12 protein-coding genes are annotated in these 15325 nt (G+C 74.0%); 7 read left to right on the forward strand and 5 right to left on the reverse strand.

Translation table 11 applies throughout. The features are described from left to right. Nucleotides 1-154: 154 nt before the first annotated feature. A complete protein-coding gene (locus ACSTA4_RS06795) occupies nucleotides 155-1162 on the reverse strand; it encodes a hypothetical protein (RefSeq protein ID WP_444962817.1) in 1008 nt (335 codons plus the stop codon). Nucleotides 1163-1249: 87 nt separating this feature from the next. Continuing rightward, on the reverse strand, nucleotides 1250-3277 hold the full coding sequence (locus ACSTA4_RS06800) for an acyltransferase family protein (RefSeq protein ID WP_444962818.1): 2028 nt from the start codon (nucleotides 3275-3277) through the stop codon (nucleotides 1250-1252). A 521-nt stretch (nucleotides 3278-3798) separates the two neighbouring features. On the opposite strand from ACSTA4_RS06800, the gene ACSTA4_RS06805 reads away from it, so the two are divergent. Then, on the forward strand, nucleotides 3799-4938 hold the full coding sequence (locus ACSTA4_RS06805; protein ID WP_444962819.1) for a hypothetical protein: 1140 nt from the start codon (nucleotides 3799-3801) through the stop codon (nucleotides 4936-4938). Between the two features lie 159 nt (nucleotides 4939-5097). Here ACSTA4_RS06805 and ACSTA4_RS06810 read toward each other — a convergent pair whose 3' ends face one another. Both ACSTA4_RS06810 and ACSTA4_RS06815 read right to left on the reverse strand, forming a co-directional pair. Further along, nucleotides 5098-6474 (reverse strand): collagen-binding domain-containing protein, encoded by a 1377-nt coding sequence (locus ACSTA4_RS06810; protein WP_444962820.1) that lies wholly within the window; start codon nucleotides 6472-6474, stop codon nucleotides 5098-5100. Between the two features lie 343 nt (nucleotides 6475-6817). Next, a complete protein-coding gene (locus ACSTA4_RS06815) occupies nucleotides 6818-7579 on the reverse strand; it encodes a TetR/AcrR family transcriptional regulator (protein ID WP_444962821.1) in 762 nt (253 codons plus the stop codon). Nucleotides 7580-7691: 112 nt separating this feature from the next. Between ACSTA4_RS06815 and ACSTA4_RS06820 the strand changes: the two genes are divergently transcribed. Together ACSTA4_RS06820 and ACSTA4_RS06825 are read left to right on the forward strand one after the other, a co-directional pair. Beyond that, complete coding sequence (locus ACSTA4_RS06820; protein WP_444962822.1) at nucleotides 7692-8429, forward strand: SDR family oxidoreductase; 738 nt, start codon at nucleotides 7692-7694, stop codon at nucleotides 8427-8429. Between the two features lie 98 nt (nucleotides 8430-8527). Beyond that, complete coding sequence (locus ACSTA4_RS06825; RefSeq protein ID WP_444962823.1) at nucleotides 8528-9193, forward strand: DUF6518 family protein; 666 nt, start codon at nucleotides 8528-8530, stop codon at nucleotides 9191-9193. A 154-nt stretch (nucleotides 9194-9347) separates the two neighbouring features. Here the strand turns inward: ACSTA4_RS06825 and ACSTA4_RS06830 are convergent, their stop codons facing one another. After that, nucleotides 9348-12578, reverse strand: coding sequence for a tetratricopeptide repeat protein (locus tag ACSTA4_RS06830; protein ID WP_444962824.1), 3231 nt, complete (start codon nucleotides 12576-12578; stop codon nucleotides 9348-9350). 474 nt (nucleotides 12579-13052) lie between these two features. Between ACSTA4_RS06830 and ACSTA4_RS06835 the strand changes: the two genes are divergently transcribed. From ACSTA4_RS06835 to ACSTA4_RS06850, 4 genes are all read left to right on the forward strand, one after another. Further along, complete coding sequence (locus tag ACSTA4_RS06835; RefSeq protein ID WP_444962825.1) at nucleotides 13053-13898, forward strand: hypothetical protein; 846 nt, start codon at nucleotides 13053-13055, stop codon at nucleotides 13896-13898. Nucleotides 13899-13978: 80 nt separating this feature from the next. Then, complete coding sequence (locus ACSTA4_RS06840; protein WP_444962826.1) at nucleotides 13979-14248, forward strand: hypothetical protein; 270 nt, start codon at nucleotides 13979-13981, stop codon at nucleotides 14246-14248. 167 nt (nucleotides 14249-14415) lie between these two features. Next, nucleotides 14416-14712, forward strand: a complete 297-nt coding sequence (locus tag ACSTA4_RS06845) for a hypothetical protein (RefSeq protein ID WP_444962827.1) — start codon at nucleotides 14416-14418, stop codon at nucleotides 14710-14712. A 6-nt stretch (nucleotides 14713-14718) separates the two neighbouring features. Continuing rightward, complete coding sequence (locus ACSTA4_RS06850; protein WP_444962828.1) at nucleotides 14719-15147, forward strand: lysostaphin resistance A-like protein; 429 nt, start codon at nucleotides 14719-14721, stop codon at nucleotides 15145-15147. Nucleotides 15148-15325 lie beyond the last annotated feature (178 nt).

The raw sequence follows: 15325 nt of genomic DNA on the forward strand, positions 1-15325 counted from the left end.
TCTCTTTTTGTGAGAAAAGGGGTGTCGCGTGCGGGGAAAGGCGTCATGGCGCGATATCCTGCGCCGCTTGGCGATTCGCCGTGCTCTTCGGGCCCTCGTCTTTCCCGGATCCCGTCCTCGCGGGGTTCCCGTGTCCTCCGTTCCGGGCGAACCGCTACCAGCCGAGGACGTCCAGCGAGGTCTCCAGGTTCTTCCGCAGTTGGTCGCGGCGCGCGGTCAGAGCCTCCTCGTGCTCGGCGATCAGGCCCTCAAGGGCGGCGCGCTCGGCCGCGACGAAGGCGTCCAGATAGCCGGAGGAGTCCCTGCACTCCAGCGCGGGAACCGCGGCCTCGGGGTCCGAACCCTCACCGGAGAGCGGTGTTCCGTGGAACCCGTCCACGGCACCGGCCATGCACGCCTCCCAGGCCGCGGTGGCCCCGGCGACGGCGGGGTCCTCCACGGCGACGATGTAGGACTCGCCCAGAAGCTCCTCCACGAGGAGGTGGGAGCCCGGGGTGTCAGGACTGTTGCCCTCCTCGTCGGTCTCGTGTGCCGGTGCGCCGTCGGGGTCGATCCGCTGACGCGCCTGGCCTATGCACCCGCCCTCGGGCACGGTGTCACCCGAAGGGGTCTTGAGACCCTCTCCGCTGCTGAGGACCGCGCTGTGCGCCTGCTCGCGCAGGTCCGCGTCGCCCCCGAGGAGGTAGGGGTCGGCAACGTCGTCGAGAGGAAGGGAGAAACCGTGCTCCCCGGCGATGTCGGCGCGCGTGTTCCCGTACCTCCGGTACTCGTGCTGGGGGCCGAAGGCGCGCATGGTCAGGGGGTCCAACTCCAGCGCGGAGTTGACCTCGGCCTCGTAACCGAGGTCCACCAGGCACTCCACGGTCAGCGTGTCCTCGGCCCTGCGCACGACGTACCCCTCGTACTCGTCGAGCCGGTAGTCGTACACCGGCAGGTGCAGGCGCTCGCTCAGCTCGGCGTCCATGCCCGCGTAGGGGTCCTCCGGACGGACGAAGGCCGCCACCTCCTCCGAACCACCGTTCCCCTCGCCGTCTCCAGGGGAAGGAGAGGGGGAGGACTCGGCATCGGACGCGCCGTCGGCGCACCCCGTCAAGGCGAGGGCGAGGGCGCCCGAGAGCAGGGCGGGGAGGGCTGCGGTGAACAGACGGAGGGGGATGTCCACTGGGGCTCCAGGGGGAGGAGTCGTCCGGGCGGGGGGAGTGGGAAGCCCGGTGCGACGAGCCTAATCCCCTCCCCCCGGCCTCCTTCGTCAGACCCCCAGCGCCTCGTCCATCCTCGCGGCCAGGTCATCGGTGAGCAGGTCGATGTAGGTGCTGGTGATGTGCCCGGAGTCGCGGTAGACCATCACGTTGCCGATCACCGCCGGGCACCCGCCGTCCACGCAGAACCGGTCGGTGAGGTCGACCCAGTGCACCTCGCCCCCGGACTCGCGGGCCGCGATCTCCTGCGGGTCGGCGTCCTGGAGCGCGTCCCGCTCGGACCGCTCGCACGGTGACGGGTCCTCCAGGTTGGCCGCAACGCACTCCACCACGTCCCGGCGGGCGCGCGGGGTGTCGCGCAGCGCCACGATCTCGCCGCTGACCCGGGCCACCTCCTCCCACAGCCGGTTCATGCCCTCGGCCACCACGACCAGGTCCTCCTCCGGGGTGGTCTCCTCGGCCGGGTCGCTGGCGGTGGAGGAGCTGGTGAACACCAGGTCCGGCCGCAGCTCCTCCAGTTCGCCGATCACCGCGCGGTTCCAGTCGCCGCACGCCGTGTACGGGCCCCCGTCGGGGCCCTTCATCACGGTGTCGGTGAAGGCGCACGAGGACTTGGTGTACAGGTGCAGCCGCCAGCCGCGCTCCTCGGCCATCCCCTCCAGCGCGGTGACCCACTGGGCGCTGTGCGAGTCCCCGAGCACGGCCACGTCCTGGGTGGCGTCCTCGGGGCCGTACACGCACGGGTCCGAGGGGTCGGTCTCGGAGTGCGAGGCCTGGCAGTCGTCGTCGTACAGCGTGGGCACGTCGTCCTCCGCGTTGACGGGGGAGGGGTAGAGCGGCCCCGCGTCGGCGGTCTGCCCGAGGGCGGCGGGACCGGTGTGCACCGCCGGGTCGAAGGTCACCGACCGCTCCTGGTCGGCCCGCACGTACACCGCGCCGCTCACCGCGGCCACCGTCACCACGCCCGCCGTGGCCACGGCCAGGGCGGAGCGGCCGCGGCGGACCAGGCCGCGGTCGCGCACCGGGTCCTCCACCCACACCTTGGTCGCCCACGCCAGCAGCACGGACGCGGCCGCGACCGCCAGGGCCTCCACCGCGCCCAGGCTCTCCTGTCCGAGCAGCACCAGCGCGAAGACGATCAGCGGCCAGTGCCACAGGTACAGCGAGTAGGACACGTCGCCGATCCACCGGGCGGGCGCGGTGCTCAGCAGCCGGGACGCCGACAGCCTCACGGGGGAGTCCTCGGCGGCGATCACCGCCGCGCTGCCCAGGACCGGCAGGATCGCCGCCCAGCCGGGGAAGGGCGTGGCGTCGTCGTAGGCCACCGCGGAAGCGACGATGGCGACCAGACCGAGCCAGCCCAGGGGCGCGCGCCAGCGCTCGGGCAGGCTGCCGTGCGCCAGCCCGATCGCGAGCAGGCCGCCGACGGCCAGCTCCCAGGCGCGGGTCGTCGGCAGGAAGTACGCCGAGGCCGCCTCCCGCGAGGTCAGCAGCACCGAGCAGGCCAGGGACAGCACCAGCACCGCGCCCAGCAGGACGGTGAGGGTCCCGGCGGTGGCCCGCCAGCGACGCCGGGCCAGGGTCCACACCACGAACAGGAGCGGCCACACCAGGTAGAACTGCTCCTCCACCGACAGCGACCAGAAGTGCTGGACGGGGCTGGGCGGGTCGTCCGCGGCCAGGTAGTCCACCGCCTGCTGGGCCAGGTAGAGGTTCTCCACGTAGGCGGCCGACGCCACCAGCTGCCAGGCGGTGTCGACCAGGCGGGTGACGGGCAGCAGGAAGAGCGCGACCGCGCCGGTGACCAGGAGCACCGTCGTCGCGGCGGGCAGGAGGCGCCGGATGCGGCGCACGTAGAAGCCGCCGATCGACACCTTGCCGTGCTCGGTGGCCTCGCGGTACAGCAGCGACGTGATGAGGAAGCCGGAGATCACGAAGAACACGTCGACGCCGACGTAACCGCCCGGCAGCAGGGCGGGGTTGAGGTGGTAGACGAGGACCAGGAGGACGGCGACGGCGCGCAGACCCTGGACCTCGGGCCGGAAACGGCGTCCGGTCCGGGCGGGTGCTGAGAACATGGGCTGGCTCCGAGAGCGGGCTCGGCGACGAGGAGTGGACGAGGGTGTGTCCGGGGGTGAGTCGCGGGGGATGATCGCATTCTGTGCCGTTTCGAAGACCCGAGGCGACCCCGGAGCCGACACGGCGGCAGGTGTTCGCCCAACAGGGGTGCGGGGGACACGTTCCCTTGGTCGGGTGTTCGCCTGGCGGGCTCGGGAACCGTCGGCGGGGCGGTGGTCCTCCGGGGGGACTCGCGGGGCCGCGGTTTCCGGTGGTGTGAGGGCCTCGCCGGTGCGCCGGAGGATGCGCATGAGGGCGGGGCTCAGGGGGCGCTTGGGGCGTGTGGGAAAGCGCCGTTCGGGGTCCGCGTCACGAGGCCCGTCCGGTGGATGTGACGTGCCCGGAAGGCGTGTGCGCCCGTTCGTGACGCGTCCGCTCCGGATCTGGGGCAGACTGTCGGATGTCGCCGGAAGGGATCGCGCCGGTTCGCCCAGGACCGTGCCGCGCCGCGGAGCCCCGTTCGCCCGAACGGGTCCGGCCGGTGCGACCGCGCCGCGAGAGGAGGCACACCGTCACCCCCGTCACCCCCCTGACCCGCGCGCACCTCGTGGCGGCCGCCACGGTCGTGGTCGTCGTGCCCTGTGTCCTGTACCCCCTGATCGGTCTGTGGACCCTGCTGTGGGTCCCGGTCGTGCTGGTTCTGGGCGCCCTCGTCGTGCACTTCGGTGACGCCGCGTCCGCCGCGGCGGCTCCGAACGCCGCCGACGCGACCGCCGACCCCTCTTCCGGGCAGGCCCACGGCGGGCCGGACGGAACGCTCCGCGCCTTCGGTGAACACGGCGGTGCGCGCGGCACCCGGATCCGCCCGGTCGCGCTGCCCAGCGCCGCGGACGACTACGACCTGGTGTTCTCCGCCGTGGTCCACTGGCGGTGGGAGGGCCACGTGGACCTGAGCCTGCGCAACCCGGTCGCCCCCGCCGTCCTGGCGGTGGTCACCCGCGCGTCCGCGCTGGCCCGCGGTGTCGAACCCGGCGACCACGGGACGGCCGAGTGCGAACTGGCCGCCCGGCTCGCCGTGGAGACGGCGGTCACCGGCGCCGGGGTCGTGGTGTGGGCGGAGGAGGTGAGCCTGCGCCTGCCGGAGGAGGACGCCGAACGGCTGCGCCGCATGGCCGCCCTGCGCAAGGACCGCGAGCTGCGCGAGGCCGTCCGCGACGCCGAGGAGGAGCTGGAGGACATTCCGCCCGCCCGTGTCGGCCGGGCGCCCGCCCCGCGTCCGACCGCCCCGCCTTCCCCGCGCCCGGAGGTCCCTCCGCGGTCGGCCGTGGACGCGGGCCTGGACGCCTTCGGCGGTCTCGACCCGCTGGACGACCCGCTCGGCCTCGGCGGGGAGGACGGGCCCGACCCCTCCCCGGGTCCGGGCAGCGACGTCGACGAGGAGGGGTACGAGAGCTACTGGTGGCCCGCCGACGAAGGCCCCGAGTCGGCCGAACGCGACGTGCAGGTGGCCATCCTGCGCGGGCTGGTCGACTCCTTCGAGGACGTCGAGGAGCGCGCGAAGTTCGTCCACGAACAGGTGGTCGTTCTGGAGCGGGGCGGCTTCACCGAGCTGGCGCTGCGCATCCGCGAGGAGTACCCCGAGCCGGACGGGCGGGGGCCGGACACCGGGGAGCCCCGGTGAACGCCGGGGGCCCCGATCACCCGGATCGGAGCCCCCGTACGCTACTCCGGCGGCCGGTGCGGGCGCCGGTCCCGGTCGCCGCCGAGGCTCCGGCCGCCGTCCCGGCCACCCGTCACCGGAGCGGCGCGCGTCCCGTGCCGCCGCTCACGCGGACCCTCCTCAGACGGAGGATCCGGACTTCCTGCGCCTGGTGAACACGAAGGCCGCCACACCGGCCCCGATCGCCACCACCGCCGCGCCGACCAGCCCCCACAGGCTCGCGCCGGTCACGGCCAGACCGCCGTCCGACCCGGCCGCCTGCTCGGGTGACGGGGAGGCGGAGGGCTCCTCGCCGGGCGTCTCCTCCGTGACGGGACCCTCGGTCGGCTGCTCCTCCTCGGGGGCCTCGGGCTCCTCACCGCCGGGGGTCGGCTCGGGCTCCCCCGGCTCCTCGGGGGTCTCGCCCCCGCCTGGCCCGCACGGGGTCAGCTCCGCGGAGAAGTCGCCGTTGTGCAGCTCACCGTTGCCGACGACGCCCGCGGACAGGGAGCCGTGCTCGAAGGAGGCGGCGACGACGTTGCCCTCGATGTTGCTCGGCGACAGCCAGCTCACCTTCGCGTCGGGGGCGAAGACGGTGCCCTCCAGGGTCCGGCTGTCGGGGGTGAAGGTGACGGAGGCGGCGTCCCCGAAGTTGAACAGGACGTAGCGGGCCTCCTCCAGACCGATCCCGGCCATGTTGGGGGTGCGCCACTCGAACCGTCCGTCCACGCCCGAGGTGTCGACGTTGACGAGGAGCGGCGCGTCCGGACCGGGCTTGTCCTCGAAGGTGATGACCTCCAGGGCGGCCAGGTCCTCGGCGGCGACGTTCCACACGTTCTGGGCGCCCGGGGCCAGCGGCAGGGTGACGTTGGCGCCCTGGTCGAAGGGAGGCAGGGCCTCGGAACCGTCACCCGTCCGCAGCGGGACCACCCCGCCCTCGCACGCGGCGAGTCCGGCAGAGCGCTCGCGGTAGGCGGGGAACAGGCCCGCGACGTCCAGGGCCGCGCCGGTGACGGACTCCTGCGGCTGGCGGACGGTGAGCGAGATCCTCGGCGTGCTCTCACGGCCCTCGGGACCGGCGACCACGGTGTTGACCCGGGCGCCGTTGTGGTCCGTCGTGCTGATGTCGGCGTCCTCGGCGGCGCCGACCTTGACGTACCCGCTCTGGAGCACCTTGAGGTCGCCCTCGCTGGCGCCGAGGTCCACCCGGCCGTTCACCAGGAGGGCGGCGGGGTGCTCGTCGCCCTCGGCGGTGTACGAACCGGGTGTGTGGGCGGCGACGTTGTAGTCGCCGAACACGAGGTCGCCGCCGACCGCGACGGCTCCCTCGGACTCGTTGCCCGCCAGGACCGCGTCGCCTTCGGTGACCACCAGGAAGCCCTGGTTGCCGGACACGGGGTTGACGGCGGTCTCGGCCAGCGCGGGGGCGGCGGGCAGCAGCCCGAAGGCCAGGAGGGCGGAGGTGGAGGCGCAGGCCCCTCTCAGGAGCAGTGAGGGGGTCTGGGGACTTCTCGGCATCTCGGATGTTCCGTTCCGGAGTCTTCGTACTGGTGGGGAATGCGGACTGGTGCGAAGGGGCGGACGGGCGGGGCGCGGGAGAACGGGGAGCGTTCCTCCGGGGTGCGCCCGACGGGGACGACGGGGGTCGTTCCGGCCGCGGACCCGTCGTGCCCTCCGCTCCCGGTCGGGAGCCGTCAACGCGGCCCGTGATCACGGAGCGTGTTGGGAGCGCTCCCGGGCATGGCTCGCACGGTGTCCTCCCCTTCCACGCGCGACACGTGCCGCCGGTTGCCATGCCGTCGCCGTTGTTCCGCTTCCGTGTCCTGCGCCGTGCCGCCGCCGACTGAGGGGGCCGGGCGGGTCAGAGTTCGCGGGGCCCCGGTTCCGCGTCGGCCAGGCGGGTGAGGAGTTCGCCCAGCAGGACGCGCTCGCCGTGGCTGAACTCCGCCCGCGACCGGTCCAGGACCGAGCGCAGGGCGATCGCCCGCCGCGCGGGTTCGCGGTCCCGGTCGGTTCCGGGGGCGGCACCGGCCGTCCCGCCGCCGTCGGGGCCGGTGTCGGTGCCTGGGGCGGACGTGATCGCCGCGATGACCGCCTCGCGCGTCCTGGCGGACAGCGACGGGTCGGGCCGGTCGGAGTCCGGCCTGATCAGGCTGAGGGTGACGCCCATGCCCGCGGCGTGCACCATGTCCGCCGCCTGTTCCACGCCGACGACGAGCCGACCGGCCTCCGCGACCCGGTGCACCAGCGTGAGCAGTACGCGCCGGGCCTCCCGGGTGGTCTCGCCACTCCCGCCCGGCGCGGGGTCGCCGTACATCAGCAGGTAGTGGGCCGGGTTCTCCACACCGAAACCGACGTGCAGGTTCCAGCCGGCGCGCAGGTCCTCCACCGGGTCGGACGAGGCCGGCTGGGCCGTCTTGCGCGCCAGGTAGCGGGCGAAACCGTCCGCGGCCACGGCGTTGAGCAGGCCGTTCATGTCACCGAACAGGCGGTAGATCGTCGGCGGCTGCACCTCGGCCGCCGCGCTGACAGCTCGCGTGGTGACCGCGGTACGCCCGTGGTTCCTGAGAAGGTCCGCCGCGGCCTCGATGACCTTCTGCCGGTTGTCACTGCGAGGAGCCATGTATCGATGATAACGGGATAACGATAGCGCCGTTGTGTTATCGTCGATCAAGTAATAGCGTTATCAGCGTTATCAACCGTGGGCGCGGGGCCGCCCCGACAGGAGGACGATCATGAGCGGTACCGAACGGCGTGTGGCGCTGGTGACCGGCGGGTCGCGCGGCATCGGAAGGGCGGTGGCCGAGCGGCTCGCCGCCGACGGCCTGTACGTCGCGATCGTGTACGCGGGCGACACCGCCGCGGCGGAGGCCGCCGTCGCCGCGGTCACCGACGCGGGCGGCAGCGCCTTCGCGCTGCGGGCCGACGTCGCCGACGAGGACGCCGTGCGCACGGCCTTCGACGCGGTCGAGGAGCGGTTCGGCGGCGTGGACGTCGTCGTCAACTCCGCCGGGATCATGGTCCTGGACACCGTGGCCGACCTCGATCTGGCCGACCTGGACCGCATGCACCGGACCAACATCCGGGGCGCCTTCGTCGTCAACCAGCAGGCGGCCAGGAGGGTGCGCCGGGGCGGGGCGATCATCAACCTCTCCACCTCGGTCGGCAGGCTCGCCCTGCCGACCTACGCGGCCTACGCCGCCTCCAAAGGCGCCGTGGACGCGATCAGCCCGGTGCTGGCCAAGGAACTGCGGGGCCGGGACGTGACGGTGAACGCCGTCGCCCCCGGGCCCACCGCCACGGACCTGTTCCTGGCGGACAAGAGCGAGGAGCAGGTGGAGCGGCTGGCCGGGCTGAACCCCTTCGGACGCCTCGGCGCTCCCGAGGACATCGCCGAGGTGGTCTCCTTCCTCGCCGGACCCGGCCGCTGGGTCAACGGCCAGACCCTCTACGCCAACGGCGGCATGGTCTGAGCCCGACGAACCGGGGGAGCGGGGCGCGGCGTTAACCCCGGTGAGGACAGGCCGCCCTGTCCGTGGCGAGCACGCGACGACGGAACGGAACAGACCCCATGGCCGCAGACACGGAGAAGCCCGCGACCGAGCCCGTACCCGCTTCCCCGAGAGCCCTGCTTGCCCCTCTGGGCGCGGCCGTCGGCGCGGGGCTCCTCACGGGGTTCCTGACCTCCTACGCGCAGGGACTGCTTCCCCACGGCCTGGCCCCGCTGGCGAACTCGGCCGGGAGCTGGAGCCTGGTCGCCCTCCTGCTCGGCATGCTCTCCCCGCGCCCGTGGGTCTCGGCGATCGTGGGCGCGCTGTCGCTGGCGGCGATGGTCCTCGGCTACGACATCGCTTCCGTCCTGCGCGGATTCGCCGCCTCGTCGGGGGCGACGGCCTTCTGGCTGACCGCCGCCGCCCTGGCGGGGCCGGTCCTCGGCTGGGGCGGTAACGCGCTGCGCCTGCGGTCCCGCCTCGCCCCGCTGGCTGCGGGCGCCATGAGCGGCGTGCTCGTCGGCGAGGGGGCGTACGGTCTCCTCTACATCGCGGACACCACGTCCCCGGTCTACTGGTCCTGCTCCGTCGCCGCGGGCGCCGCGTTCCTCGGATGGGCCGCGGTCCGGCGGTGCCCCGCCCCGCGCCGGCGCTCCCTCGTGCTCGCCGCGGGGACCGCGGCCGTGGTGGCCACGGCCTTCGTCCTGGTCTACTCCGGCCAGCTCATCCTGTTGTTCACCGGCTGACGTCCTCGCGCCCTGCCCGCGGTCCCCAAGCCTTCCGCGCCTCTTCCAGGCCTCCACGGCCCGGCGCTCGGGCCGGTGCCCGACCGGCCGCCGGTACGGCGGAGACGCCTTCCGCCCCGGCACACGCGACGCACCGGTCCCGGCCGCCCGTGTCCTACCCCGGCTCCGCGGTCCGCGACCCCGCACCCCCGGCCGGACCCCCGGGCCGACGTACCGGGTCGGTTCCGGGGGCCGAGCCCGAACCGTGCTCGATGACGCGCAGCATGTCCCGGATCTCCCGGAGCAGCGACACCGGCACCGTCCCGAGCCGGACACCCTGTTCCGCGAGCCCCTCGGCCTCGTTGAGCGTGCGCCGGGCCTCCAGGAGGTCGCGGCGGGTCATGATTCCGGCCAGCAGCTTCATCGCCCGCAGCTGCCCCGAACGGTGCTGGAGGCCCCGGTAGCCGTCCACCGCGACCCTGGCCAGCTCCTCGGCCTCGGGCAGCCGCTCGGCCTGTTGCAGCGACTCCGCCGCCATACGGTGCGCGCGGGCGTGCCACCACTTGTCCCCCAGTTCCCGGAAGCCCTCGGCGGCCCGCAGCATCTCCTCCTTGCCCCGCTCCCGGTCCGCGGCCATCCGGGCCTGTCCCAGGACCAGGCACGTGCGCCAGCGCCCCCAGTCGTCACCGATCTCGACGAAGGCCCGTTCGGCGTCGCGCAGCCGGGCGATCTGGTCCGCGACCTGCCAGGTGTCGCGCAGCCTCTCCCGTCGGCGCAGCAGTCCGCGCGCGGGCAGCACCTCGGCGCAGCGTTCGGCGTACTCCATCCCCCCGTCGGCGAACAGACCGGCCACCCTGGCCCGCTGCCTGCCCGGCCACCCGGGGTCGCGCGCGGTCAGGCGGCGGCGGTCGCGCTCCCGCGCGGGGCTGAGCAGCAGCTCGCACTCCCAGGCCTCCCGGTTGAGCTCGTTGGTCGACAACCGGCCCAGCGAGCGCAGGTAGCGGGCGTGGTACCAGTCCCCGTTCGGCGCCCGGGAGAGCCGTTCCCTCTCGTCCTCCAGCAGGAACCAGGCGTTGAGCGTGAAACCGCGCAGCCGCAGCACCTCCCCCTTCTGCAACCGGACCCTGGCCCACTGCTCCTGGGAGTCCTGGGAGCCCACGAGCAGGTCCTGCGCGCGGGTGAGCGCCTCGTAGGCCCGCTCCTGGTAGCCCTGGAAGCGGTCCACCTCGGCCAGGTTGCACAGGGCGCGCACCTGCCACCAGCGGTCACCATGATCGGAGAAGATCCGCACGGCCTCCTCGATCTCGGCCCGGCCGTCGTCCAGGTCGCCCCGGCGGTACAGGTTCACCCCGACCGCCCGGTGCGCCCGCGCCTTCCAGCGCGGATCGGCGGCCGGACCCAACTGCTCCAGGATGTAGAGCGCGGTCAGGGCGCGCTCGTAGCCGGTGTCGTGGTCGCCGTGGCCGCTGGCCACCTCAGCGCGGTCGAGCAGGGCGACCCCGTAGGCGAGCGGTTCGCCCATCTCCAGGGCCAGCGCGGTCGCCTGCTGGGTGGCCTCGCGCACCGCCTCCCACTGCGTGCGCCCGGTCCGGCACAACACGGCGAAGGCCCGGCGCAGCCGCCACCCGTACCCGATGGCCCGCTCGCGCTGCCGCTCCCGCTCGGTGGTCCGTCCGCGCGGCGGGTCGTCCTCGGAGGTCGCGCGCGGCTGCGTCCAGTGGAAGCAGACCTCGAAGCCCCGCAGTTCGGTCTCCAGCCACGCCATGGGGTCGGCCGGGCCCCTCGGCCCGGCCGGAACCGGCCTCCCACCGCCGTGCCGTGCGGCGTCGCCGCCGGGCAGGGACGCGCCGAAGCTCCACTCGTGCGGCGCGGCCCGGCTCGCGGCAGCCTCCGCGATCCGATCGAAGGCGCGCAGCAGCCGTTCCACCGCGAGCCCCAGCTCCTCCCGCGACCAGTCCGGCAGCTCCTCCTCCGGCACGCCCAGGATCCGGGGACCCGCCGTCAACAAGGTCTCGCGGACGTGGTCGTGCAGCTGGAACCGGTCGAACCCTCCCGCCTCGTACAGGTACGTCACCAGGTACCGGTGGCTCATCCGCAGCAGCAGCGGCTTGGCCTCGTCCTCGGAGACGTCCAGCAGGGCGGCGGCCGCCCACGCGGTGAAGGTGGTCAGACCGGCCCCGGCCAGACGGCTCAGCAGCAGCCGCTCCCGCGGCTCGCACTGCTGGAGGCTGAACGCGAGGGACTGAGCGATGGCCTGCGGCCCGGGCACGGTCAGCCGCAGGGCAGGGTCGCTCATGTGGCGCATCAGGTCGGCGGCGCCCGGCCCCCGCTCCTGGGTGACCTGTGTGCTCACCAGGCAGAGCGCCAGCGGGAACCCGTGGCACGCGGAGACGAGGCCGGGCAGCGCGGCGCGGTCGGCCTCGGACAGGGGCCGGGGCGAGTCGCGCACCAGCCGGTCGAGCAGCTCCATGCCCTCCTCGGGCGGAAGGGGGTCCAGGTGCCTGCGCAGCATGGGCTGCGCCGCGTCGGGGAAGTCGTTGCGGCTGGTGACCAGTACCGCGCACCCCCGGCCGCCGGGCAGCAGCGGCTCCACCTGGGCGTAGTCCTTGGCGTTGTCGAGGACGACCAGCAGTCTGCGCTGCTCGGTCGCGGTCCGCCACAGCACGCACAGCTCCTCCAGGGAGGCCCCGTCGGGCGGGCGGCCCCCGACCTCGGTGATCATCTGGGTGAGGACGTCCTCGGGCCGCCGGGGTTCACGGCGCGCCGGGGCGATCGGGTCGGGGCCCTCGGACCCGCCCTTGCGGGAGCGGTGGCCCGGAACGGAGCGGCCGAGCGCCGAGGAGCGCGTATCGGGCGAGGCCTCGTGCGCCGCGCTGCCGTAGAGCTCGAACTCCAGCTTGCCGTCGGGGAAGCGGTCGGCCACCCTGTCGACGACCTGCGCGGCGAGTTGGCTCTTGCCGGTGCCTCCCTCGCCGGTGATCGCGATGGCCAGCGGGCTCCGGGAGTCGCGTCTTCCGGCCCTCCAGGCGGGTCGGCTGACCAGGCGGCGCGCGCCCCGGCGGGGGAAGCGGGCGAACTCGTCCAGCAGTTCGGCCATGAGGGCCGTGTGGCCGGTGAAGTGGTCCACCGGTGGAGGCAGCCGTCGGCGCAGCGCGGGTTTCTCCTCGGGCCGCTGGGACTGGTCGAGCCGGTCGAGCAGCGCCTGCGCGGAGGCGGCCACCCCCATGCCCAGGAGGGCGAGCACCACGACCAGCAGGCCGCCGTTCTCCGGCACGAGGTCCGGGAGCCCTTGGAGCGCCGTGCCCAGGCCGACGAAGATCACCAGCCCCGTGGCCAGCCCGCTCTGGATCGGGCGCCGCCTGCGTGAGGGCGCGGTGACGACCTCCTTGCGGGAACCCTCGTCCACGCTGCCCCTGCCCTTCCCGGAGACGCCGAATGTCCGTGTGTGCCGGGCTCGTGGGTTCTACCGCCCGGCAGGGGACCGATCCTCGCGGTGTCCGGAGTCCGGTGTCCAGACGGGTACGGGCGTCCCCCGCCCGCGTTCACCCGTCCGTTGCCGTCCCGCCATGCGCGGTGCACCCGTCGCCGTCGCGTCCGGGAGCCGCTCCGGAAGGGACGTGCGCGCCCGGTCCGTGTGCGTGGCCGGTTCCGCCAGCGGTGCAGGTGTTCGTGCGGGACGGTACGGAGGCGCCCTGAGCAGGGGGAACCGTTTCGGGGCGGTGGCCGGGGGTACATGGGGCGAACATGTACGCATAATTCTCAAACGGCAATAAATCGGACAGGCGGTCGGGGTGTCCGCGACACGGCCGACGGCGCGGGCCGTCGCCGGGCAGCAGGGGCCCCGGGGCGTGTCCGGACCGTTCAGAAGGGTGCGCAGAAGGTGAAACGGAGTACTCAGGACAGCGGAGGAAGTACGGGCCGGTCCACCAAGGGCAGGGGCGGGAAGGCCCAGGGGGACGTCGCGCCCACCGAACGGGAGGCGGTGGCGGGGCCCGCGCGGGCCAAGCGGTCGGCGGCCGCGCCCAAGGCGCCCGAACCCGAGGCGGCCGCGCCCAAGGCTCCCGAACCCGAGGCCGCCGGGCCCCGGGCCCCCGAGCCGGGCGTCGAGCACACCGACCGCGTCCCCGCGGCCGAGCGCCCGGTCCGGGTCCCCGGGGCCGAGGACCCGGACGTGCTCCTCGACGTCCCGGTGGTGAAGGTCGACGAGATCCAGTTGGAGGTCGAGAACCTGCGGGCCTCCGTCTCCCTCCAGGCCGAGGTGCTGGACCTGCTCAAGCTCAAGGTGGGCGCGGACGTCGAGCTCGGCCGCGTCAGCCTCACCCTCAAGGGGGTCGAGGCCCAGGCCCTGCTCAAGGTCCAGCTCGACAACGTCCGGGAGATCATCACGCGGGTCCTGCAGACCATCGACACCAACCCGCAGATCCTGGAGCACGTGACCCGGGGGGTGGAGTCCTCGCTCGACCAGGTGGCGGGCGGTGCGGGGCAGGCCGTGGGAGCCCTGGGCCGGGGCGCGGGCGGCGCGGTGCAGGACGTGGGCCGGGGCGCCGGGAGCGCCGTGGAGGGCGTGGCCCGGGGCGCCGGGAACGCGGTCGAAGGTGTGGGCCGGGGCGCCGGGGAAGCCGCGCGGGGCGTCGGCCGGGGCGCGGGGAAGGCCGTGGAGGACGTCGGGGACGTGGCGGACGTGGCGGACCTCGCGGAGGGCCCCGACGACGCGGCGGAGAAGTAGGACGGTGGGAGACGCCGGGCCGGGGCCGCCGCGCCCCGGGCGACCCGGAGCGCACCGTCCGGAGAACGGGAGGTGGGGGCGTGGAGGATCAGACCGGGCCCGAGTACGACGTGGAGATCAGCGCCTCCGTGTCCGCGGACGAACTGACCTTCGGCGAGGTGCCGGAGGTCAGGTCCCGGACCCGGGGGGAACCGGGCCACGAGGGCACCTCCGGCAGCGAACGCTCAGGGCTTCCCCACGGCGTCCGCTCCGGGGTGGTGTACACGGACATCCGCGTCGACTACCGGCTCGCGAGCCGCCTCAGGCTGTCCGAGGAGGCGCCGCCGGACCCGGACGCCGAGCGGGAGTGACCGCCTCGTGACGCCTGGACCCCGGAAAACCGGGGGCCGGGGATTCTGCGCGGGCGCAGCGGGTCCCCTCTCCCCCGCACAGCCTCACGGCGGGTCACCAGGAGAATGCCTACACCTTCCGCAGTCGGGTACTGGTACGCCCCGACAACCGAACGCAGGAAGGAAACATGTCCACCAACGCTGACGCTCACCCCGCTCCGCGGCCCACGGCCCCCGACACACAGGGCGGGAGGAGGCTCCGGGTCGGATGGCCCGAGCTCATCGTCGGTACGGTCGTCGCCCTGGTGCTCTACGCCGTCGGAATCCTGCTGTTCCTCCAGATCCCCGCAGAGAACACGGAGCTCGGCGGCCTCGCCCAGTACGCGATCTCCGGGCTCGCCCCGCTCGGGGGCTTCGCCGCCGCGGTGCTCGTGCGCGTCCGCGGCCTCGGTCCGTTCGGTCTGCGGCGGGTCTCCGCCAAGTGACTGGCCGTGGCGTTCGGGGCCGGGATCCTCATGATCGTGCTCAACATCGCCAGTACCACGGCGATCTTCCTCTACTCCGGCGCCCAGGACACCCAGGCCTCCTACCAGGCCGCCGCCGCGGGCGGCCTAGTCTTCTTCGCCGCCGCTCTGCTCCTTGGCGGGGTCCTGACGCCCATCGGAGAGGAGTTCTTCTTCCGAGGGGTGCTCGCCAACGCCCTGAGCAGGTACGGGCAGTGGGTGGCGGTGCTGGTCAGCTCCGCCGTCTTCGCGCTGGCGCACGGGATCAACTACCTCCTGCCGGTGGCCTTCGTCGCCGGTGTCATCGCCGCCGTGCTGCTCCACCGGACCAGGTCCGTCTGGCCCGGTGTCGTGGTCCACGTGGTCAACAACAGCTACTCGGTGATCGCCCCCGCCGTCATGGCCCTCATGGTCTGAGAACTCGTCCGGCGGCGGGCTCGGGGACGAGGACACGGGCCTCCGGGCGGTGCTGCGACGGGTCGGGGCCGCGACGGGTCGGGACACTCCCCTGGCGGCCTCGCCGCGGAGCCCACCCTGGTGGTGGGCTCCGCGGCGAGGCCGCCGCCGGTGTGCGCCCAGCGGTAGCCGGTTTCCG

The sequence above is a fragment of the Nocardiopsis sp. M1B1 genome (genome assembly GCF_052466615.1).

What these genes read in the sequence shown, in the direction of transcription:
- ACSTA4_RS06800 (WP_444962818.1), bottom strand. Translation starts at nt 3,277, where the DNA reads ATGTTCTCAGCACCCGCCCGGACCGGACGCCGTTTCCGGCCCGAGGTC.
- ACSTA4_RS06810 (WP_444962820.1), bottom strand. Translation starts at nt 6,474, where the DNA reads ATGCCGAGAAGTCCCCAGACCCCCTCACTGCTCCTGAGAGGGGCCTGC.
- ACSTA4_RS06815 (WP_444962821.1), bottom strand. Translation starts at nt 7,579, where the DNA reads ATGGCTCCTCGCAGTGACAACCGGCAGAAGGTCATCGAGGCCGCGGCG.
- ACSTA4_RS06820 (WP_444962822.1), top strand. Translation starts at nt 7,692, where the DNA reads ATGAGCGGTACCGAACGGCGTGTGGCGCTGGTGACCGGCGGGTCGCGC.
- ACSTA4_RS06825 (WP_444962823.1), top strand. Translation starts at nt 8,528, where the DNA reads ATGGCCGCAGACACGGAGAAGCCCGCGACCGAGCCCGTACCCGCTTCC.
- ACSTA4_RS06845 (WP_444962827.1), top strand. Translation starts at nt 14,416, where the DNA reads ATGTCCACCAACGCTGACGCTCACCCCGCTCCGCGGCCCACGGCCCCC.